Origin of the sequence: Microcoleus sp. Pol10D4, assembly GCF_036701555.1 — a bacterium.
Lineage (GTDB): Bacteria > Cyanobacteriota > Cyanobacteriia > Cyanobacteriales > Microcoleaceae > Microcoleus.
The window spans coordinates 55,726-76,441 of the sequence record NZ_JAUBRA010000028.1; the positions used below are offsets into that span (position 1 = coordinate 55,726).

Annotated in this window: 16 protein-coding genes and 1 pseudogene; 14 read left to right on the forward strand and 3 right to left on the reverse strand. The window is 47.0% G+C overall.

The features are described 5' to 3' along the window. Positions 1 to 104: 104 nt before the first annotated feature. The 3 genes from QUA36_RS15820 (at position 105) to QUA36_RS15830 (ending at position 2,345) form a co-directional block, all read left to right on the forward strand. The gene (locus QUA36_RS15820) at positions 105 to 1,370 is read left to right on the forward strand and encodes a folylpolyglutamate synthase/dihydrofolate synthase family protein (RefSeq protein ID WP_333458338.1); all 1,266 of its coding nucleotides are present in this window, start codon (positions 105 to 107) and stop codon (positions 1,368 to 1,370) included. Between the two features lie 235 nt (positions 1,371 to 1,605). Beyond that, complete coding sequence (locus tag QUA36_RS15825; protein ID WP_333458339.1) at positions 1,606 to 1,893, forward strand: hypothetical protein; 288 nt, start codon at positions 1,606 to 1,608, stop codon at positions 1,891 to 1,893. After that, positions 1,893 to 2,345: an Imm30 family immunity protein gene (locus QUA36_RS15830; RefSeq protein WP_333454734.1), complete on the forward strand. Its 453-nt coding sequence runs from the start codon at positions 1,893 to 1,895 to the stop codon at positions 2,343 to 2,345. Before QUA36_RS15825 ends, QUA36_RS15830 begins: the two co-directional genes overlap by 1 nt. Positions 2,346 to 2,483: 138 nt before the next feature. Here the strand turns inward: QUA36_RS15830 and QUA36_RS15835 are convergent, their stop codons facing one another. Then, positions 2,484 to 3,059, reverse strand: coding sequence for a Uma2 family endonuclease (locus tag QUA36_RS15835; RefSeq protein WP_333458340.1), 576 nt, complete (start codon positions 3,057 to 3,059; stop codon positions 2,484 to 2,486). A gap of 392 nt (positions 3,060 to 3,451) precedes the next feature. Continuing rightward, on the reverse strand, positions 3,452 to 4,735 hold the full coding sequence (locus QUA36_RS15840; protein ID WP_333458341.1) for a sugar ABC transporter substrate-binding protein: 1,284 nt from the start codon (positions 4,733 to 4,735) through the stop codon (positions 3,452 to 3,454). A gap of 381 nt (positions 4,736 to 5,116) precedes the next feature. Here QUA36_RS15840 and pilM point away from each other — a divergent pair, with 381 nt between their 5' ends. The 7 genes from pilM (at position 5,117) to QUA36_RS15875 (ending at position 15,120) form a co-directional block, all read left to right on the forward strand. Continuing rightward, positions 5,117 to 6,211 carry a type IV pilus assembly protein PilM gene (pilM, locus tag QUA36_RS15845; protein ID WP_333160910.1) on the forward strand — a complete coding sequence of 365 codons (1,095 nt, stop codon included), beginning with the start codon at positions 5,117 to 5,119 and terminating at the stop codon, positions 6,209 to 6,211. Positions 6,212 to 6,617: 406 nt separating this feature from the next. After that, positions 6,618 to 7,514: a PilN domain-containing protein gene (locus tag QUA36_RS15850; protein WP_333160702.1), complete on the forward strand. Its 897-nt coding sequence runs from the start codon at positions 6,618 to 6,620 to the stop codon at positions 7,512 to 7,514. Further along, the gene (locus QUA36_RS15855) at positions 7,511 to 8,311 is read left to right on the forward strand and encodes a pilus assembly protein PilO (RefSeq protein ID WP_333458342.1); all 801 of its coding nucleotides are present in this window, start codon (positions 7,511 to 7,513) and stop codon (positions 8,309 to 8,311) included. Before QUA36_RS15850 ends, QUA36_RS15855 begins: the two co-directional genes overlap by 4 nt. Positions 8,312 to 8,794: 483 nt before the next feature. Beyond that, on the forward strand, positions 8,795 to 11,182 hold the full coding sequence (locus QUA36_RS15860) for an AMIN domain-containing protein (protein WP_333458343.1): 2,388 nt from the start codon (positions 8,795 to 8,797) through the stop codon (positions 11,180 to 11,182). Positions 11,183 to 11,906: 724 nt separating this feature from the next. Further along, positions 11,907 to 12,215: an HU family DNA-binding protein gene (locus tag QUA36_RS15865; RefSeq protein WP_278187376.1), complete on the forward strand. Its 309-nt coding sequence runs from the start codon at positions 11,907 to 11,909 to the stop codon at positions 12,213 to 12,215. Positions 12,216 to 12,230: 15 nt separating this feature from the next. After that, the gene (gene cobD, locus QUA36_RS15870; RefSeq protein ID WP_333455534.1) at positions 12,231 to 13,370 is read left to right on the forward strand and encodes a threonine-phosphate decarboxylase CobD; all 1,140 of its coding nucleotides are present in this window, start codon (positions 12,231 to 12,233) and stop codon (positions 13,368 to 13,370) included. Positions 13,371 to 13,644: 274 nt separating this feature from the next. Further along, complete coding sequence (locus tag QUA36_RS15875) at positions 13,645 to 15,120, forward strand: NAD(P)/FAD-dependent oxidoreductase (RefSeq protein ID WP_333457306.1); 1,476 nt, start codon at positions 13,645 to 13,647, stop codon at positions 15,118 to 15,120. Positions 15,121 to 15,290: 170 nt separating this feature from the next. On the opposite strand, the gene QUA36_RS15880 is transcribed toward QUA36_RS15875, so the two are convergent. Beyond that, on the reverse strand, positions 15,291 to 15,422 hold the full coding sequence (locus tag QUA36_RS15880; RefSeq protein ID WP_333160713.1) for a hypothetical protein: 132 nt from the start codon (positions 15,420 to 15,422) through the stop codon (positions 15,291 to 15,293). 300 nt (positions 15,423 to 15,722) lie between these two features. Between QUA36_RS15880 and QUA36_RS15885 the strand changes: the two genes are divergently transcribed. From QUA36_RS15885 to QUA36_RS15905, 4 genes and pseudogenes are all read left to right on the forward strand, one after another. Then, positions 15,723 to 15,935: a hypothetical protein gene (locus QUA36_RS15885; RefSeq protein WP_333458344.1), complete on the forward strand. Its 213-nt coding sequence runs from the start codon at positions 15,723 to 15,725 to the stop codon at positions 15,933 to 15,935. Positions 15,936 to 16,978: 1,043 nt separating this feature from the next. Next, a pseudogene (locus QUA36_RS15895) lies at positions 16,979 to 18,124 on the forward strand (GAF domain-containing sensor histidine kinase); the annotation flags it as partial. Between the two features lie 602 nt (positions 18,125 to 18,726). Then, positions 18,727 to 19,950, forward strand: a complete 1,224-nt coding sequence (locus QUA36_RS15900) for a site-specific integrase (RefSeq protein ID WP_333458347.1) — start codon at positions 18,727 to 18,729, stop codon at positions 19,948 to 19,950. 268 nt (positions 19,951 to 20,218) lie between these two features. Continuing rightward, positions 20,219 to 20,695 (forward strand): hypothetical protein, encoded by a 477-nt coding sequence (locus tag QUA36_RS15905; protein ID WP_333458348.1) that lies wholly within the window; start codon positions 20,219 to 20,221, stop codon positions 20,693 to 20,695. Positions 20,696 to 20,716 lie beyond the last annotated feature (21 nt).

The window sequence follows — 20,716 nt, forward strand, 5'->3', positions numbered from 1 at the left end:
TTTCTTAGATATCTATCTCTTTCTTCTCTCACTCTGCGCCCTCTGCGCCCTCTGCGGTTAATAAAAAAATATAATTCACACACAAACAGAACTTATCATCCTCAATGAATGCAGAATCCATCCTCCAATCCTACCAACATTTCGGCGTCCATCTCGGCTTAGAAAGAATTCACCAACTTCTCCAAAAACTAGACAACCCCCACCAACAAGTACCCATTATCCACATTGCCGGCACCAATGGCAAAGGTTCCGTTTGCGCTTATCTCTCTTCCGTACTAACAGAAGCAGGCTATCGAGTTGGACGCTACACATCCCCGCACCTAATCGATTGGACAGAAAGAATTTGCATCAACCAAAAACCGATTTCCCCAACAGAATTGCAACAGTGTCTAGAACGAGTTGTCGCCGCTACCGAAAACAACACCGAAACTCCCACTCAATTTGAAATAATCACCGCAGCAGCTTGGCTGTATTTCGCCGAACAAAAAACAGACATCGCAGTCATAGAAACTGGATTGGGCGGTAGATTAGACGCGACTAACGTTTGCGAAAAACCTCTCGCGAGCGTCATTACTTCTATCAGTCTTGAACACTGGCAAATACTCGGCCCCACCGTCGCCGATATTGCTGGGGAAAAAGCGGGAATTCTTAAAGAAAAATGTCCGGCAGTTATCGGAGAATTGCCAGAATCAGCTAGAATAGTAGTAGAAAAACGCATTCAAGAATTAGACTGTCCGGCAACTTGGGTAAAACCAGCAATAGATTTAGGACAAGGATTCGCAGAATATCAGTTAAATCAAAATGCGGTTAAAATAAAATATCAATTGCCGCTGCTGGGAAAAATTCAACTAATGAATTCAGCAATTGCGATCGCAACTTTGCAAATTCTCCAAAACCAAGGATGGCAAATTTCCCCAACCGCCATTGAAAACGGTATCGCCAAAACCCAATGGCCCGGAAGACTCCAGCAGACAACTTGGAAAAACCGCAATATATTAATTGATGGCGCGCACAACCCCGCCGCCGCGATCGCCCTGCGTGAATATGTCGATCGCCTGAACAATCACCCGTCACCGATTAGCTGGGTAATCGGCATTCTTGCGACTAAAGACTGCGATGATATTTTGAAAGCATTACTCAAAAAGGGCGATCGGCTTTACCTAGTACCCGTACCCGATCAAAACTCATCATCCCCCGCAGAATTAGCCGCCCTAGCTCAAATTATCTGTCCCGAATTAACTCTCTGTCAAGCCTTCCCCGACTTAACAACAGCTTTAGATGCTGCTGTTACAGGTGACAACCTAACAATCCTTTGCGGTTCCCTTTATCTCGTCGGCTATTTTCTGCAACAACAACAATCCCAAGCTTAAACGCATTCTGCCTTAAGATGAATTGTTCGGGTAAACTGGTAATAGGTGCTTCATAGACACTGGGTTTCTTGTCGTAAGATCATGTCCGTTAGCAGCGAATAGGAGAATAGAAATAGCTAATTATACAAACAGACTTCTCCCAGGGGAAGGCGCAGTTGGATGTTACGGAGACCTGCTTAAAGCTGGACGAAGAGGCGATAATCTGACACCACATCACATTCCTTCTAATGGATTCATGGCAGCAAAGGTTCTTGGTTACAGCAGAGAAATGGGTATTGCTATAATGATGGAACACCCTTTGCCCGGTAAAGGAGGTCGTCATCGCCAGACTATCTCTTACGGACAATCTCCGAATCTCAGCTTGTTACCAAGGGAAGCACTAGCTAAAGAAATTAGCGATGCGCGAGCAATTTATCGCCGTCAGGGACTTTACACGCCACAAATTAGGCGTAGCTTACAGCAAGTTATCCAGTCAAATAAGTTAGCTTGGTTGGGCGTTTTTGAAAAGGGAGTAAATAGCTGATGAATGAAAATAGCTGGATTACCATTTTGGCCGCTAATAAATTAATGCGATCGACTGAAGAAGTAACAGCTTTTGAAAATGCTTTAGCGGAATTCGCCAAGCATCCTGAGAGTGAACATTTACCTGATTTACATCTGATTTTAGACGATCGCTGCCAACAGCCGGAGGTCATGTTTAGCCTAATTCATTTTTTAGAATCTTTTGAAATGGAACAGCAGTTACAAGCATTTATTCGTGTCATCCCACAACTAATTGTTGTTGCCTCGGATTGGACAAGAATACTCCACAGTCGCATTTTGAATGATGAGGTTGCCTGCCGCTTGTATAGAAATCTGTTACATTCAATTAACGCTCACAGCCCCCATTTTATTCGACAATTGCTGGAAGAAAGTGCTGCCTATCGATTGACGTATCAAGATTCACCGATTGAGCTAGCTGGACAAGTTCATTAGCGTTTATCTCCACCGCTGATGAATATTTGGAAGTGCGATCGCGATGAAGGAAAAGCTCGATAAGTAGAGTGGGCGATTCCCTACCCTTCGGGAACCCCTGCGGGGAACGGGATAGCTTCGCTTCACGCTCTTTTTTCTTTAACCTTGTGTTTCTTCCTCAGTAAAGATAGGAGGCCACAATTCCGAAACGGACAATTCCCAACCGGGAAAAAGTTCTGCTACTGTTAAGATATCGCCATTTCCTAAAACAGTCGGTTCACCTGTAGAGCGATAAATAGTCACTGTTTCTTCATCAGGATCGAGCAGAATTCCGACGATCGCACCCAGTTCTATAAACTTCAAAACCTTGGTTTCTATAAGCTTAATGCGATCGCTCAAAGATTTAATCTCAACCACCAAATCGGGGACCAGTTCTCCAAAATAACGCGGACTTTGGCGCAAGCGGGCGGCGCGCACAAAAGAAACATCCGGTGCTTTGACATTCGTATCCGGCATGATGAAACCGCCTGCGGAGTCAAAGACTCTCCCCAAGCGACGGGGATTTATCCAAGCGAAAAGAAAGGCGATGAGACGGCTACTGATTTCACTGGATACGATGTCTGATGGCCCCATAACTGAAATTATCCCGTCTTCTAGTTCAATTTGGTAATCTAAACCCGCTTCGGAAAAAAGGGTTTGAACTTGGTTTAAATCTTTGAGTGTCATAGCTGGCATAAGAATTTTCTCCTATTCCGATCTGAGCTTTGACTTTAACACGAGTCAAATTTCTGAATATTTGAGGAATTGAGGCTATATTCCTACAAATCATCAATCAAGCTGAATTGAGAAATGTGATCGCACGGGATAAAAAAACCCGGTTTCTGGGATGAGCGATCGTTCTTATCAACAAACATTTACCTCTAAAATAGTCGAGATTGACTGATCCAGATTTTTCCTCCGACTCTGCGTTGTGAAGAGGCGGTAATTTCATCATTCGATAATAACTTAAAAGCTGATATTTGCTTATCTATTGCGGCACAAATTCCCATTATTTAAGAATACGTCAACTTGTAGAAAAAAGCAAGAGGCGAGATCAAAAAAAATCTCGCCCCAGCTTCAATAAAAAACTACCTTTGATCCCAAGCCTTAGCCGCATCAGCCACAGCTTGGTCTACCGACTTCTCATTCAACATTGCCGCCTGCAAATTGTCATAAATTGCCTTTTGCAGCTTCTTAACATCCTTGAGAGGCGGAATCAATAGCTCGGCGGAAGTCAACCCAGAAGCACTAACAACCCGAGCTCGATCGGCTGCGGCAGCATCAGTCGGAACGCTCTTAAAATAATCGTCCTGCAAAGCCTCAACCGTAGAAGGCAAAACATTAGCAGCCTTAGCAAAAGCCAACTGATTTTGAGAATTAGTAACGTACAGAGCAAACTTGACAGCATCATCAGGGCGCTTGCTGTCGCGGGGCACAACCAAATTCATCACCGCCACAGTCTTCTTGCCGGTTTCCCCCGTAATTTGAGGCGCAGCAGCCGAAACAGCACCAATACTCGGAGCATTCTCAGCAATCGCCTTCAAAAACTGAGGTCCGGAAGCTAACAAAGAAGTTTCCCCAGCTTGATAAAGCTCGATCGCCCTGCGATGTCCCTGCACCAAAACATCCTGCGGCAAAAGTCCGCCCTTGTACAAATCCACCCAATACTGAAAAACAGCTTTGCCCTTATCAGTATTAAAAGCCGCCTTGCCTTGAGCATCCACCAAAGGCACACCCATCTGCACGAAAGATTGCAGCACCTCCGCCGAATCTTCCGGCACAAAAGTCACAAAAAAAGCAAACTTACCAGTCTTCTCTTTCACCTGCTTGGCAACCTGTGCCAACTCGGCATAAGTAGCCGGAGGCTTAGCAATTCCAGCCTTCTTCAACAACTCCGTATTGTAAATTGTCACCCCAGTCGTGAGATACCAAGGAATGCCAAAACTCTTGCCGTCGAGTACGCCAGCTTTCCAGATATTTGGCAGATAGGTCGATCGAACTTGCTGCGGAATTCGAGAATCCAAATCCAGCCAAGCATTGCGTCCCGCCAACAGCGAAGCAAAATCGGGATTGAGGTTAACCACATCCGGCGCAGTTTTCGCCGAAACCGCCCCCAAAATCTTGCTTTCCATCGCCGACCAAGGAACGTCCACCCAGCGCACCTTCACCCCCGGATTTTCCGCTTCAAAACCGGCGATCGTCTTGTTGAAATACTCAGTAAACTGAGGTTGAAGCTGCATAGTCCAGAACTCGATTTCCTGCGTATTCTTTGCTTGGGAATTAACAGCCGGCTTGCCGCAACTCACCACCGCAGCCAGCAGCAGCCCCACCAGTCCAAAGACAGCAAACAGTTGCCAAGATTTACGTTTCATAAGAATAAAATTTGAGAGTTATGGGAACCGTTAGACAAAAAAGAGATCGCCAGAATCAAGCGCGATCGAGTCAGTAACAGAGTTTTGTACCTGGACCCAGGAGCGAGAAAGTCTGTTTTTGTGCAGAATTGGCAGGTTTTCGGTCGATCGAGCTGGAATTTGTTGACATTCGCAGCAGAATAGCTATTGTCAAGTAAATTGGATAGCATAAAATCGGAACTAGCGATCGCGCAACACAGACGGAGCTGCGTAGCTACGGCGGGATACCGAGATTACAGCACTCTTGCGGCCGTTGGAAACCAACCCTCCAACACGGGCCGCGCTGAATCAGGCTGGCCAACTACAAAAGAAAAAAATAGCAATTATCGGCGACCCAATCACATGGTTAACTTTTTCAAAGGTCTACTTTCCCAACGCCAGCCAGGAATCGGGATCGAAATAGCCCCAGACCGCATCAACATCATTCAGCTCGAAAAGAAAGCTCAGGCATTAAAATTAGGCATCCTAGCCTCAATAGAAGTTCCAGAAGACTATGTACAAGAAGGACAAATAGTCGATCCGCCGGGAATGGCAGAACTAATACGCGCCGTCCTCGCGGACAACAAAATCAAAGCCAAGCGAGTAGCCACAGCCATTCCTGGCCGCGAAGCCGTCATCCGCCTCATCCCAGTTCCCGCAGAGCTCAACGAAGAAGAACTGCGGGATTACATGAACGCAGAAGCAGGACTGTACTTGCCGTTTCCCAGAGAAGACGCCGACGTAGACTATCAAAAAATAGGCCTTTTTGTAGATGACGACGGAGTAGAAAAAGTGCAAGTCGTGTTAGTAGCAACCCGCAGAGAAGTTACCGACACATACATCGAAACATTCAAAGAAGCCGGACTGATTATAGACGTACTAGAAGTAACCAGTTTTGCCCTCATCCGCACCCTCAAAGACCAACTGCAACAATTTTCGTCCCAAGAAGCTGCTGTTCTCACCGCCATAGAATTTGACAGCACCGAGTTAGCTATAGTAGTGGACGGCATACCTCAGTTCAACCGTACCATCCCGATCGGCACCTACCAAATCCAGACCGCCCTCAACCAAGCCATGAACCTGCCACCAACCAGAGACACCAGCGAACTGCAAGGCATGACCCTGCCAGTCACAGATACAATGGGGGCATCGGGAGACGCCAATCCCGGCACAAATGCGATGATAAAAGTATTGGGAGAACTAGCAGACGAACTGCGCCGCTCAGTAGACTTTTACCTCAACCAGAGCGAAGAACTCGAAGTAGCGCAACTGCTGCTAGCGGGTCCGGGAGCTGCGATCGGCAAACTAGACGAATTTTTTATGCAAAGATTAAGCTTGCCCGCATCTCAAGTCGATCCCATCGAAACTCTAGGGCTAGAAATCAGCCAAGAAATTACCCCAGAACAGCGAGCAGGTTTAGGAGTCGCCCTAGGTTTAGGACTAAGGGAGGTTATGTGACCTAACAGTTGTAGATGAGAGAAAAACCGATTTGAAAATTTTAGGTAAAAGCCCCTTCCAAAAGAAGAAGGCAGAAAGCAGAAGGTAGAATAGTGGAGGTAGAAGGTAGAAGGTAAAAGGTAGAATATATCTGAGGTAGAAGCAGCCCCTTCCTTCAGTAGAAGCCAGAAAGTTGTTTCTTTCTTCCCTAAATAAATCCTTCACTTGTACCAGCAATCTTGGGTTCTGTCTAAAATCTAAAATTTCCCATTTAAATCTATAGCAACAGCCAAGACTGTTAGTACCTTCTTAATTGCTGAAACATAAGCGGTAGATCACTTTTTCCTTCTACCTTCTACCTCGTGCCTTCTACCTTCTACCTTGTGCCTTCTGCCTTCTTCCTTCTGCTATAAAATCGAGTGAAGCCATGTACAGCCTAGATATTAATTTTCTCAACGACCGTCCCGACTACAAACCCGTTGCAGCCAAAAGCCCAGCTAAAAAAAGTTCAGGTGGAGCCAAAGACCAACTGCCCTTATATGGGGCGACGCTGTTTGCCATTGGCATCGTCGCCGCAGTCATGGGCGGCTGGTGGTGGGCGACTAACGAAAATACCAAGTTGGCCAAAGAACAAGCAACCATCGACGCAGAACTGGCCCTGTTAAACACTCAAGCCAGCACCATCAAAGCCATCAACGCCGAAACCGACCAAGTTACCGCCGAATACAAAGCATTAGCCGGAGTATTCGACCAAATTAAACCTTGGTCGGCGATGCTGCAAGACCTCAGTGCCCGTACTCCGGCGGGAGTGCAAATTAACAAAATCGAGCAAATCGACCCAAGTCCCTCCCCCGTTGCAGCAGCACCCCCACCCCCCGCAGCAACTCCCGCCGCCTCCCCAGGGGCGAGTCCGTCTCCAGCCAGCCCCCCCCCGGCTGCTGCTCCCCCGCCCGTCGTCCCGCAGCAGGCATCAAAAGTACAAATTTCAGGGATAGCCAGTACCTTTGCCCAAGTTAACGACTTTATGCTGCTAGTCCAGCGCTCTCCTTTCTTCCTTAACACCGATACCAAACTGATAGCGGCCACATTAAAAAACAACCCCGCACAATTACAAGTGCGTAACCAAAACGCAGCACCAGCAGAACTTCCCAAACTGCGACCGGTGGTGGAATATAAAATTGAAACGACGCTCAGCCCGACGGGGGCCTCCGAGTTGCTCCCCGAGCTGCGAAGCAAGCAAGCAGACGGGCTCGCAATACGGATAGAAACACTTCAAGAAAAAGGAGTGCTAGAAACACAAAAACCAGAGGTGAAAAAACAATGACAGCAAATCAGTTTATTCCCAGCGGCGCACAAGCAGAAGAGACAGGGGCTCAGGAAATATTCGGCATTAAGCTGACACCCCAAGTCCAAGCAATCGGCATCGCGGTTCTCGGCCTCCTCATTGCCGGCGGCCTCGGCTACCAGTTCGTACTCCCCGAATTCCAAAAAGCCGACGCATCCAAGCAAAAAATTAGCGAAAGCAAGCAAACGCAACAGCAATTGCGATCTCAAATTCAGAAAAAGGCAGAAGCAGAAGCAAAGCAAGAAGAAGCAAAACAGCGCCGCGCCCAAGTGACGGCAATGTTTGCCAGCGACGCCAGCGCCAACACGCTTTTGCTTGACATGACCCAACTCGTTAATAGAATCAACGCCGGCGTGCAAGGAGATGACCTCAAGGCTAAAATTACCAAATTTGAGCCGGATATGCCCCCAGCCGCAGCAACCGCCGCGCCGGGATCTCCAGACCCTGATATTCTGGCAGATACCTCCTTCGGGCCGTCCCTGGCTGGCAAGCTCAGACGCAAAAAATTTAAGGTAGAGTTTGAAGGCACTTTCGCTCAAACCCGCAATTTTATGCGTAACTTGGAGTTGATGCAGTCGCTGTTGGTAGTTAGGAATTTGAAATCTGAATTGGTAGCATCAAATCAGCCAATTGAAGTTGATTTTTTGAAAGGGAAAATAGTTCCTGTAGAGCAGCCGCCAACTAAAATTAAAACTGCTTTTGACTTGCACGCCCTGCTGCCGTTAAAGCAAGAAGAAAAACCGCCAACTCCGGCTCCGAGTCCTGGTGCTAAGTAGCGGTAGTTTGGCGGATAGATATTAGCTATTGTTTCCAACTCGCTATTTCACAAGAAAGGAGAAGGCAGAAGGTTGAAATTGGAAGATTGAAGGTAGAAGTAAAAAAATTATGAATGCCACAAAAATATTTTTTATAGGGCAATCAAAAATTTGTTCTAAAACCAAATTTCTTCTAATACCAGTTTCAAAAAGTAATGGAACTATATAGCAATCCTTCCAGGAGTCGTATTTTTTTTACCCCACCCCAACCCTCCCCTTACAAAGGGGAGGGAGTAAGAAATTCACAAATGATGCGAGGATTGCTGTACGATAGCTTCTAACCCTGATGTCATAAGTTATTCCCAATCGAAAATAGAAAATCGAAAAGGGCATAAATTCTTCCTTCTTCAAAAAGGCTCGAACCCTTGAATATTTTAGTCAGTTTAGCAGCTAGCGACAAAAGACTGCGAACAAAAAATAACACAGTGTAGTTGAGGAGAGAACGTGAAACAGCATCTACGGTTAAGTGGAGGACTCTTATGCAGCGTTGCAGGAGTTCTGATCGCCCAAGCCCCCGTCTGGGCAGCGCCGACTCAAGTCACAGGAGTGCAAGTAAGTCAAGGCAATAATGGCGTAAATATTGTGCTGGCAACAGAAAAGGGCGATCGCCCGCAAGTTTTCGCCATCAATAACGGCAATACTTACCAAGCCACAATTATCAACACCCAGCTTCGCTTGCCACAAGGCAACAGCTTCCGTCAAGATAACCCCGCTCCGGGCATTTCTTCAGTAGAAATCAGCCAGGTAGAGGCTAACAGCATCCGCGTTGTGGTGGCGGGCACCAACGGAGTTCCCAACGGACAAATTGTTCCGGGACAAGGCCAAAGCATCGTCCTTAGCGTTGCCGGACAGGGTGGTACAGTACAGTCTGCCCAAACTGCACCTCCCCCGCCTCCAGGCCTGCCGCTGAGCCAAACAGCTCCCCCGCCGGCTCCCCAAGTCCGCACGTCGCAAACCCCAGGCGTGATGCTGCCAAATCCCGAAGTTACTGTTACCAGGAACGATCGCCCGCCCCTCCCCAGCGAAATTCAATCCCAAAGCAATCAGGCTGCACCTTTCCAACAGCGGGCCGTTGCTCCGCCCTTGGGAGATATCGCAGTGTCTAACATCGCCCCCGGCGCGGGAAATATTGAACTGAGTTCGGGAGAACGCATCCCCCGCTTGGTGCTGCGGGATGCCCCAGTCCGTGACGTTTTAGCTCTGCTGGCCCGCGCTGCTGGATTGAACATTGCTTTTACAGGTGGCGGGGCCCCTGCTCAACCGGGTCAGCCCGCAGTGCCTGGTCAGCCGGGAGCCTCCGGTTCAGATGAAGGGCCAAAGATTTCTTTGGACATCGAAAATGAGTCGGTGCAAGATGTCTTTAATTACGTGCTACGGCTCAGCGGACTGCAAGCTAACCGCCAGGGGCGGACGATTTTTGTAGGGACTAGCTTGCCGATCGACTCGCGCAATATTATCATTCGGACTCTGCGGCTCAATCAAGTTCGGTCTACGGATGCAGCTAACTTTTTGAGCGCTCAAGGCGCGGAAAGTCAACTGCCGATTACTCGGGTGACGATTCAAAGCGTGGGCCAGGGAAATGCGGCGCGGGATGTGGAAATTAGGGAACCCGACATTAAGGCGATCGGCGCTACCCAAGGCACCGGGCCGCTCTTGCTGAGGGGACTGTCGGTGCTGGCGGATGCGAGGCTCAATTCCATCACTTTGGTGGGCGACCCGCGCAAAGTTGACATGGCTGTGGCTTTCTTGACCCAGCTAGATTTGCGCCGCCGTCAAGTCGCTGTCAACGTCAAGGTGATCGATATCAACTTGTTGGGAGACAACAGAACTAGCAGCAGCTTCTCTTTCGGAATTAATGACAGTTTCTTTGTCAATGACAATGGGGCGGCAAGTCTCAATTTTGGTGGGATAAATCCGCCCAATGCAAACGCTCTCGATGGGAGCTTGACGGGTAGGCCGATCATCGGCAACCCTTTAGCAGACCTGGAGCCTTTCTACGATGCGAACGGCCGGCGTATCGTGCCGCTTACAGGTCAAGGTCGCGATACCGCCGCCAAAGGTGTGTTCCTCCGACCGACAGCCCCAGTTACTAATGACCCCACGCGAGTTGGAATTACGGATTACGAGCCTGGATCGGCAACCTCTTCGGGAATTGCAGAGTTCGCCCTGTTCCCGGCGTTCCAGTATCCGAGGAGATTCCTGTCGGCGTTGCAGGCAACTATTCAGAGCCAGAATGCCAAAATCCTGACTGATCCGACTCTGGTGGTTCAAGAAGGAGAAACGGCGAATGTGAATATCACTGATGAGGTGATCACTAACATCACGTCGCAAACGCAGACTACTGGAAATACAAGTACCCAAACGGTGACGGCTGTCAAAGACAGGGCTGGTTTGCAGTTGGGGGTGGCGATTGATCGAATTGACGATAATGGTTTTGTCTCTCTGCGGGTGAACCCGATTATCAGGACACCCGGCAACACTCAAAACCTTTCGACTGGCGCGAACACCAATAGTATCACTCTGCTGGGCGAGCGTTCGTTGCAATCGGGGCTAATTCGCCTGCGGGACGGTCAGACTTTGATTGTTTCGGGGATTATCCGAGACGAAGAACGGACTACAGCGAACAAGATTCCGATTTTGGGAGATTTGCCGATTATCGGTTCGCTGTTCAGGAGAACCAATAAGTCCAACCAGCGGGCGGAGTTGATTGTATTGCTGACTCCGCAGATTTTGGATGATAGCGATCGATCGAACTTTGGCTACCAAAATAACATTAGTCCCGACGCGCGCCAACTGTTGCAGCGCAGTCAGCCCGTCCAGCCGAGACAGTAGGAACAAAGGAAAAATGCCTTGCTGTCAACTTTCCACGCTCTTTCCCCTGAGTTCGACAGTCCGACAGGGGTTGAAACCCCTGCCTCAAAGCTAAAGTCCTCGCTTCCAAGGACTAAAGAACTCATTAGTCCTATGCAAGAAGACTATCAATCACTCTTTCAGTCGTCTTCAGACGACTTCAGCTATGAGACAGGGACTTCAGTCCCTGGCGGGTTTCAGTCCCTGGCGGGTTTCAGGAGAATGAAACAGCCCTGCCCACGGGGGAAAGAAAGATGGGAAAGGAAGAAGGAAGAATGAAAAGACTTTTCCTTTAGCCCTTGACAAATTACATTTTATTCCTTCTATTTCTCCTTTTTTTCTGCTTTGAAATCCACCGAGGCGAGAAATCTTCTCTCCAAGGTGGTATTTTTTTACCTAAATTTTGGGATTAATTAAAAAAATTGTCCAAATCCATATAAATTAAAGGTTCCACCGATCCATAACGGTCGGCAAGACTTTAGAATAATGCAGTGAAAATTAGATGCTGTGGGGTTTTCAGCAGTTAGAAACAAAAATTCCTTTTCTGACCAATTATCCTAGGGTAATTGGTATTCAGCAGGAGTTGTGATTCGGGGAAGCGGACGGGAGCAATCGGGAACCACCCAAACCTCCCAAGCCACACCTCAATCCAGTTGATAACTCACGGCTAATAGTTGAACTAACTCTGTTTAACGTAATTTTGCAAATCCAGAAGGAGTTCGCAATGAACAAAGGTGAATTGGTTGATGCAGTCGCGGAAAAGGCTAGCGTGACGAAAAAACAGGCAGATGCTGTTTTGAGTGCCGCCCTCGAAGCAATCATGGAAGCTGTCTCCGATGGCGACAAGGTGACGCTGGTCGGTTTTGGCTCGTTTGAGTCGCGGGAACGCAAGGCCCGCGAGGGTCGCAATCCCAAAACTGGCGACAAGATGGAAATCCCGGCAACCAGAGTTCCTGCATTTTCCGCAGGGAAGTTGTTTAAGGACAGAGTTGCACCGCCGAAAAACGCAGAATAACTGGCGAACTGAGTCTTGATTAGACCTGTACACGGTGGGAATTTAGCTTGGGCAGCCGCACTGGCAGGCTGCCCTCCCTCTGCTATTCTCGATTTTTCTGCGAGTATCAGTCCTTTGGGCCCTCCTGAGTCTGCCCTGGCTGCGATTCAAGCACACTTGAGCAGTCTGACGGCTTACCCTGATCCGGATTATGGGGAGCTCAGGACTGCTTTGGGGGAGGCTTTGAATGTTGACCGGGATTGGATTTTGCCGGGGAATGGTTCGGCGGAATTGTTGACTTGGGCGGCTTGGGATTTGTCGAAGCTGGAGGCGACTTATTTGGTGACTCCGGCTTTTGGCGATTACTGGCGGGCTCTTTCGGCTTTCGGCGCGCAGGTGCTGAAATGTCCTTTGGAACTCGAATCGTTGGACGCAGAGGCTGGAAGCCGGTTAGGAACGGATGATTTTTCGGTTTCTAACCGTTCCCTTGTCTCCCCTACTCTCCGTCTCCCGGTTCCTCTTGCTCTCGATGCCGATCATCGACGAGGTTTGCTCCTGAACAACCCGCACAATCCTACGGGTTTGCTGTTTGGTAGGGAGGCGATTTTGCCTTATGTGAAGCAGTTCGGTATGGTGGTGGTGGATGAGGCCTTTATGGACTTTCTACCGCCTTCTGAGCAGGAAACTTTGATCGATGCTGTTGAGGAGTTTCCGAATTTGGTGATTTTACGATCGCTCACTAAATTCTATTCTCTGCCGGGACTGCGGTTGGGCTGCGCGATCGCCCATCCCGATATTCTGCGCCGCTGGCAGTTACTGCGCGATCCTTGGCCTGTGAATGCTTTGGCTGCTGCTGCTGCTGCTGCTGTGGTGCGAGATACTGTTTTTGAGCGGCAAACTTGGGATTGGCTGCCTGTTGCTCGCCGAGAGCTATTTGAGGGTTTGGCTAATTTGCCAGGTTTGCAGCCTTTTGCCGGGGCGGCTAATTTCTTGTTGGTTAAGGCGTCGATGTCGGTTTCTTCGATTCAAAAAAGTCTGTTGGAACGACACCGGATTTTGATTCGGGATTGTTTGAGTTTTCCTGAGTTGGGCGATCGGTTTTTTCGGGTGGCTGTGCGCTCTAGGGCGGACAATCTGCGGCTGATTGCTGGACTTAAAGAAGTCATTAGTCATTAGTCATTAGTCATTAGTCAGTTGTCCGTTTACAGTTGTCTGTTGTCAGTTGACAAACCGATTTTATTGGTCGTTCGAGCGCACTTCCCAAGAAACCCAGTTTCTCTGATAAATCTTGGATTTGGCAGCGAAGTATCTAGGAAGAAACCGGGTTTCTGACCCCGCGCGCCGATCGTCATAAACTAATGACTACTGACTAATGACTAATGACTACTGACTAATGACTAATGACTAATGACTACTGACTAATGACTAATGACTACTGCCTTCTTTATTTATGCTTGACTATGATTTAGTGATTATTGGTGGAACTCCGGCCGGACGTTATGCTGCTTTGACTGCAACTAATTTCCCGGCCCGCGTTGCTTTGGTGGAACCGCTAAGTAATTCGCAAGATTTGCCGACTGGGGGGAAAGAGTCGATCGACCTTGGTTTGAGATACAGCCAAACTTTGAGGGAGGCTGCTCGTTTTGCCCAGCAGATCAGCCGCCAGCAGTTGGGACTTCGCTGGGAAGTCGCTAATTCCTCTATGCCGCTTAAATTGCGGTTTGACGGGGTTCTAAAGTGGGCAGATGATGTTGTTTCTAATTTGTCAGAAATTGATTCTCTCGGCCTTTTGGCTGCTCGCGGGGTTGATGTTATTTTTGGCAACGGCGAGTTTGTTGCGAAACCGGATTTGGCTTTTGTTGCAGGTGGGCGTTCATTGCGATCGCTCTGTTATTTGCTAGCTTGTCCAACTTTGCCGGCGATTCCCAATATTGAAGGACTTTCGTCTGCTGGCTTTTTTACTTCGGAAACTGTCGGGGAATTAGCAAAACTTCCCCAGTTGCCTAAAAGTTTGGCTGTAATTGGTGCCGATCCCAGCGGTGTGGAAGTGGCTCAGACTTTTGCTCGGCTAGGGGTTGCTGTCACTTTGGTGGTGAAAAGTTCGCACATTTTGGCTAAAGAAGACCGGGAGGCTGCTGGTTTGGTGCAAGCTGGAATGGAAGCTGAAGGAGTGCGGATTCTGACTGCAACTGAGGTGACTCAAGCTAGGGTGATTGAGGGTAAAAAGTGGATTCAAGCAGGGCCAAGGGCGATCGAAGCTGAGGAGATTTTTCTGGCTGCGGGTAGAGGACACAATTTTTCATCGTTAAATCTCGAAGCGGCTAAGGTTAAATGCAGCGATCGGGGGGTGATTTTAAATGAAAAGCTGCAAACAACAAATCACCGCATTTACGCGATCGGCGATGTTGCTGGGGGTTATCCGTTCCCTCACATCGCTAATTACGAAGCAGCAGTTGCTGTAAAAAATGCTTTGTTTTTGCCCATGTTTCAAATAGATTATCGCGGGATTCCTTGGGCGATTTTTTCTGATCCCCAGTTAGCGAGGGTTGGCTTGACAGAAGCTCAAGCAAGGCGCCGTTTTGGAGACGATCTCATTGTTTGTCGGGAATATTTCAAGAATGTTGAAAGAGCTCAAATGTCCGGGGATACAACTGGTTTTTGTAAGATTGTCGGGCGTCGCAACGGGGAGCTTTTGGGAGCGAGTATTGTGGGGCCACAAGCTGCTGAGTTGATTCACGCGATCGCTTTGGCTGTGCGTCACGGGATGAAGGTTGAGGCGATCGCCGAACTTCCTTATATTTGGTCGAGTTTTTCGGCAATTAATGGTCAAACTGCTGCTGTTTGGGAGTCGCAGCGCTTGGGCAGAAACACTTTTAAGCATAATTTGTGGGAGAATTTGTTTCACTGGCGCAGGTATTGGAAGTGAAAAAATCAAAGGGGTAATTGGTAAGTATGTGAGTGGCAAAATATAATTGACTTGGGCTAATTCCACAGTCGGCTTCTGAACTTTGACCTTTAATGCCTAATTCACTTATTAGAGTGGGGCAGCTTGTTGTTGCATCTGGACAAATAATTCAGCTTGGAACCTATGATTCCCTACCGATCCACCATCGGGCGCACAAACTCGATTTCCTCTGCTTCCTGCTGTAAATTCAGAGTCGCCCGAATTGTAATGATGAGATTAAATTCTGAGCTAAACTCGACATTAGATTTAATAGGCGATCGCATACAAGCATCGGTTTTAAAAATACTCTTAAGTACCTGGTTAGCCTCTTAAATTATTCTATCAACGGCTGGCGTTCAATCAGCCTTAGTCTTCTTCATCTTCTACTTAGAATTAACTCAACTATAAACAGCTCTTACATAAACAATTCAAGTATTATTTTAAACTATTGCTTTCATAACTCTCTCTCCCAAATATATTAATAAAAATGTAATTCACTGAATCCTAAAGCAGAGCGAGCGAAAATAGTAGATAGTAACTCTCAGAAGCTTCAGACTTGACAGAAGCAGTAGGAATACGTAGATATGACTAACAGCACAAATTTTTTTCTAGGATATCACATAAACGAGCAAATATACGCAGGCAATCGAACTCTAGTTTATCGTGGTATTCGCTCTTGCGATCAGCAACTGCGAAAGTTGCCAGTCCAGACACAGGAAGTTTTAAAGTTAGCTGCTTGTATTGGCAATCAGTTCGATTTGGCGACATTAGCAATTGTTGATGAAAATTCGCCATAAGAAACCGCATCGGCTTTATGGAAGGCACTACAAGACGGGCTAATTTTACCCATTAGCGAAGTTTATAAGTTTTATCAAGCAGAGGGAAATAGCGAATCAGTAATCTCTAAGGTCAAGAAACCTGACCAATTACTAATTACGCAGGATCAATTACCAAAATATAATTTTTTACACGATCGCGTCCAACAAGCTGCTTATTCCCTCATTCCTGAAGACCAAAAGCGTTCTACTCACTTAAAAATTGGTCAACTGTTATTAAAGAATACGCCAGAAGCCGATCGAGAAGAAAGAATTTTTGATATTCTCAACCACTTGAATGTGGGAGTTGAGCTAATTACCCAGGAAGCAGAACAAGAGCAATTAGCACAATTGAATCTGGTTGCTGGAAAGAAAGCGAAAGCTGCTACCGCTTATGCTGCTGCGGTTGAATATTTCAATTTTGGTAGAGAATTGCTGACAGCAAATAGTTGGCAAAATCAATACGAACTAACATTAGGGCTGCATACCGAAGCAGCAGAAGCTGCATATCTGTGCGGTGACTTTGACGGGATGGAAGAATTGGCATCAGTCGTGGAAAGCTGTGCCAAAATGCTACTGGACAAAGTGAAAGTATATGAAGTCCAGATGCAAGCTTGTATGGCGCAAAATAAGTTACAGGAAGCGCTGAATACGGGACTACAAGTTTTAAAACTGTTGGGTGTAGAGTTTCCCTCAGAGCCAAATCCGTCTGATATTGGGCAGGCATTAGGCGAAACTGCGGCAATTTTTAACGAGAAGCGAATTGAAAATTTGATTGATCTGCCTCAAATGAGGGAACCCTATAAACTAGCCGCCATAAGACTTTTATCAAGTATCTTTGCTACTGCATACCTTGCTGCTCCTGCACTGTTGCCTTTGACTGTATGCAAACAAGTACAATTATCCGTCCAATATGGGAATGCTTCCGTTTCTCCCTTTGCTTACGCCAATTATGGTTTTCTGCTTTGTGGAGTTGTGGGAGATATTGATTCAGGTTATCAGTTCGGTCAATTGGCTTTAAGTCTCGTGTCAAACGTACAAAAGAAATCTTGGTATTCGATCGTGCCAGCACTCAAACCACCTGGGCTGGCGATCCTTACATCATTGATAACCAACCCAAGAGCGTTTTATGCACTCCGATTCTCCATCAACGCAAAGTAATGGGGATTCTGTATTTAGAGAATAATCTCACAACGGGGGCGTTTACGCGCGATCGCGTCGCCATCCTCAACATCCTGTGCTCCCAAGCAGCAATTTCCTTACAGAACGCCCGACTCTATCAACAATCTCAGGATTATGCCCAAAAACTAGAGCAGTCTATTTACAATCTCAAACAGATGCAGTTGCAGTTGGTACAAGGTGAGAAGATGTCTGCTCTCGGAAATTTAGTCGCAGGTGTAGCCCACGAAATTAACAATCCCGTAGGCTTTATCGCCGGCAACTTGCAACCAGCTCAAGAATACCTACAAGATTTGTTCGAGCTAATCGATGTATATCAAGATAGTTTTCCCAAGCCAGGAGCTAAAGTTGAAGAAAAAATTGAGGATATAGACTTGGAGTATTTGCGAGAAGATTTGCCTAAATTGATTGGCTCGATGCAGGAGGGAGTCGATCGCATCTGCAATATCAGTACGAGTCTGAGAACGTTTTCGAGGGCAGATAGCGATCGACCTGTTTCTTTCAATATTCATGATGGACTCGAAAGCACTCTGCTAATTCTCAAGCACCGTTTAAAAGCCAGCGAGTTCCGCCCTGCCATTGAAGTTGTGAGAGATTATGGTAACTTGCCTTTAGTAAAATGCTTTCCCGGACAGTTAAACCAGGTATTTATGAATGTGCTGGCTAATGCCATTGACGCTCTGGAGGAGTCAAATAAGGAGCGCACTTTTAGTGAAATTAAAGCTCTACCTAATCACATTACGGTTCAAACTCTTCTGAGCGAATCCAAGAATCAGGTTTTGATTCGCATTAAGGATAATGGAGTGGGGATGTCAGCCGAAGTCAAGGAAAACATCTTTAACCACTTATTCACAACCAAGTCTGTGGGTCAAGGAACTGGATTAGGATTGTCTATAGCCCACCAAATTGTTGTGGAAAAACATGGAGGTACATTAGTGGTGAATTCTTCCTTGGGACAGGGTTCGGAGTTTGTGATTTCTATTCCGGTATGAGCAGTTCGTAGTATGGCTCTAGCGCAATTAGTCCTCCCTCGCAATTACAACCCACGTTATTAGAAGAAACAGGAAACTGGGTACGGGGAACCAGTAACAGGCTAGGGGTTTTCGTGCTAGGAACTAGCGACTATGGACTAGGGAAATAAAGAATATAGACTAATTCCCCCATCCTCCGCCCGCACCTTATTCGTGATTGAGACAGGGGTTTGCAACTGCCCGCTTTACCAACTTTCTTCCTTTTTTTTGTATCCGGTTTGGAATTAAGAGTTCCCTTGAGATTTTAAGCCTCTACCTTACCGAAATGAAAGCAGCTATCATGCTACTGAGATTGTGGAGTTGAATTTAATAATATGATACGCAGCGCGCACCCTAGGTTAATAAGGTGCGCGCTTGACGCTTGACGCTGAGATATACGGAGAGGGTGGGATTTGAACCCACGTTAGAGTTACCCCTAAAGTAGATTTCGAGTCTGCCTATTCGATGGCTCTAGCCCTTGCACTGTAAGGCGTGTAGGAATCTCGATTTAAATAGATGCTGTTTATATACCATTTTCATATACCATTCCTGGGTAGAATTAATCTCGGTTTGGAGGGATAAGTATGTACCCAGCGGCAAATTCTGACTTTCGGTGGCTCAATCTTCAGGTGCAGCGACACCAAGTCAGAACCTACTACGCGGCACGCTTGCATCAGAGATTTGGGCGATCGACTATCGGACTCGGTTCTGATGAATTTACGGCCCTAGTGTTGGCACGCAAGCTTGACGGGGAAATACAGCGACTGGTTGACGCCGCTGAAATAATTGATTTGGAGTCTCTGCGAACTTTTGTTGGGGAGTTAAAACCGCTACTGGCTAATAGCAGTAAAGCTTCTCTGCGTATAGTTCGCAAAGACGAACTTTCACTGCTGTGGAAAAAGTATGTTGACTTTCACCAATCACTCGGTGCGTGGGAACAAACTTACATCAACAATGAAATTACCCATGTTTCTAGACTGCTAGAAAAATGCCCGTTTAAACGACTGGAGGATAAGTCGGAGATTCTTCAGTGGATACTTAATGACAAAAAACGCTCTGCTGCTACCTCAAAAAAACGGTTCATGCACTTAACTGCGGCAGTTGACTGGAATAGTAAGCAGGGTAATATACCTCGCAGGTGGGGTATTGAATATCGTGATGTTTTGGGGTCTGTCAAGATTAGTGGCAAGAAAAAAGAGAAAAAAGAGATTGATGTGTACGCGGTTGATGAAGTTTACCGCATCCTAAATGCTCTCAGAGATGATACCTATTCTCGGTTCAAGGGTAAGCACAGTCAATATTACAATTACGTTTACTTTCTTTGGTTGACGGGTTGCCGTCCCAGTGAGGCAATCGCTCTCAAATGGAGTAACGTCAATATTGCAAGAAGAATTATCACTTTTTGCGAGGCTCTGGTACTGACTTCGGGTGGCAAGATTGTTTCAAAAGAAGGTACTAAAACAGAGTTGGTGCGAACTTTTCCCGTCAATCAAGAGTTGCAACTTTTGCTTGAGTCAATTCCACAGCGAGAAGGTTTTGTTTTTACCAATGAGATGGGAAAACCTATCAGTCAAGCTGCTTTAAATACTGTTTGGAAAACGTTACTCAAGAGTCTTGAGATGCGATATCGCATTCCGTACAATCTGAGGCACACGATGATTTCGTACCACGCTAACAATGACTTTCCTATTCAAAAGCTAGCTAAGCTTGTGGGGAATTCGCCGGAGGTAATTATGCAGCACTATTTGCATTTTGATATTGAGCGTATTAATTTACCGGGCGTGGTGCAAGAGGCTGATATGGGTTAAATATTCCTGTTTTTGTGACTCGCTACTTGGGTTAAGATGCGAAACAAAACTTTACACTTCCTGTGTTGACAAGGAAGTGTAAGTCTGCAATCGTGAGTAACTAAGGAAGATTGATGCGCGGTTGACGAGCACTTGCAATGCTAGCCAAACCACGACTTCCCCAAACCGTTCATCGACAACGTTTGGAGCCTATAAATTATGCCACTTTCAGCCGATTGTCCTAACGGACGATCGCAACTCTTAATGATTGAGTTGACGGGGTTTTGCCATGACTAAACCTATTGTCAGCTACCGTCGCATTGACCAACTTAAGGCGATCGCCTTTGACCGTGGCTTCACCAATGAAGACGCCAGACAGTTTGGGAAACTCAGCAAAACTGCTACATGGGAAGCGCTGCTGGAACTGTACCTCGTTGACGGGGAATCGCTTGACACAGTGAATGTAGACACTGTAGACAGTACCGATAACAGTGTAGACACCACGCCTGAACCGCTTGACACAGAAGCTGTAGACAGTGTAGACACCCTAGATTGGACTAACGACGGTTCGTTCCCTGTTTGTGGTTTTACCCGCCAGAATTCCACCAGCTTTTTAGACTGGGTTGACATCTCTCAACTCATCGCCGTCTTACTCGCATCGGCGGGCGTGTTCGTGCTGGCTATGAGTCTCTGGCGACAAATCAATCCCTTGAATTTATTTCCCTCCCCAGTTCGCATCAACATTCAAATCGGGACAAAATTATGAGCTTACAACTACGCCTTTTTG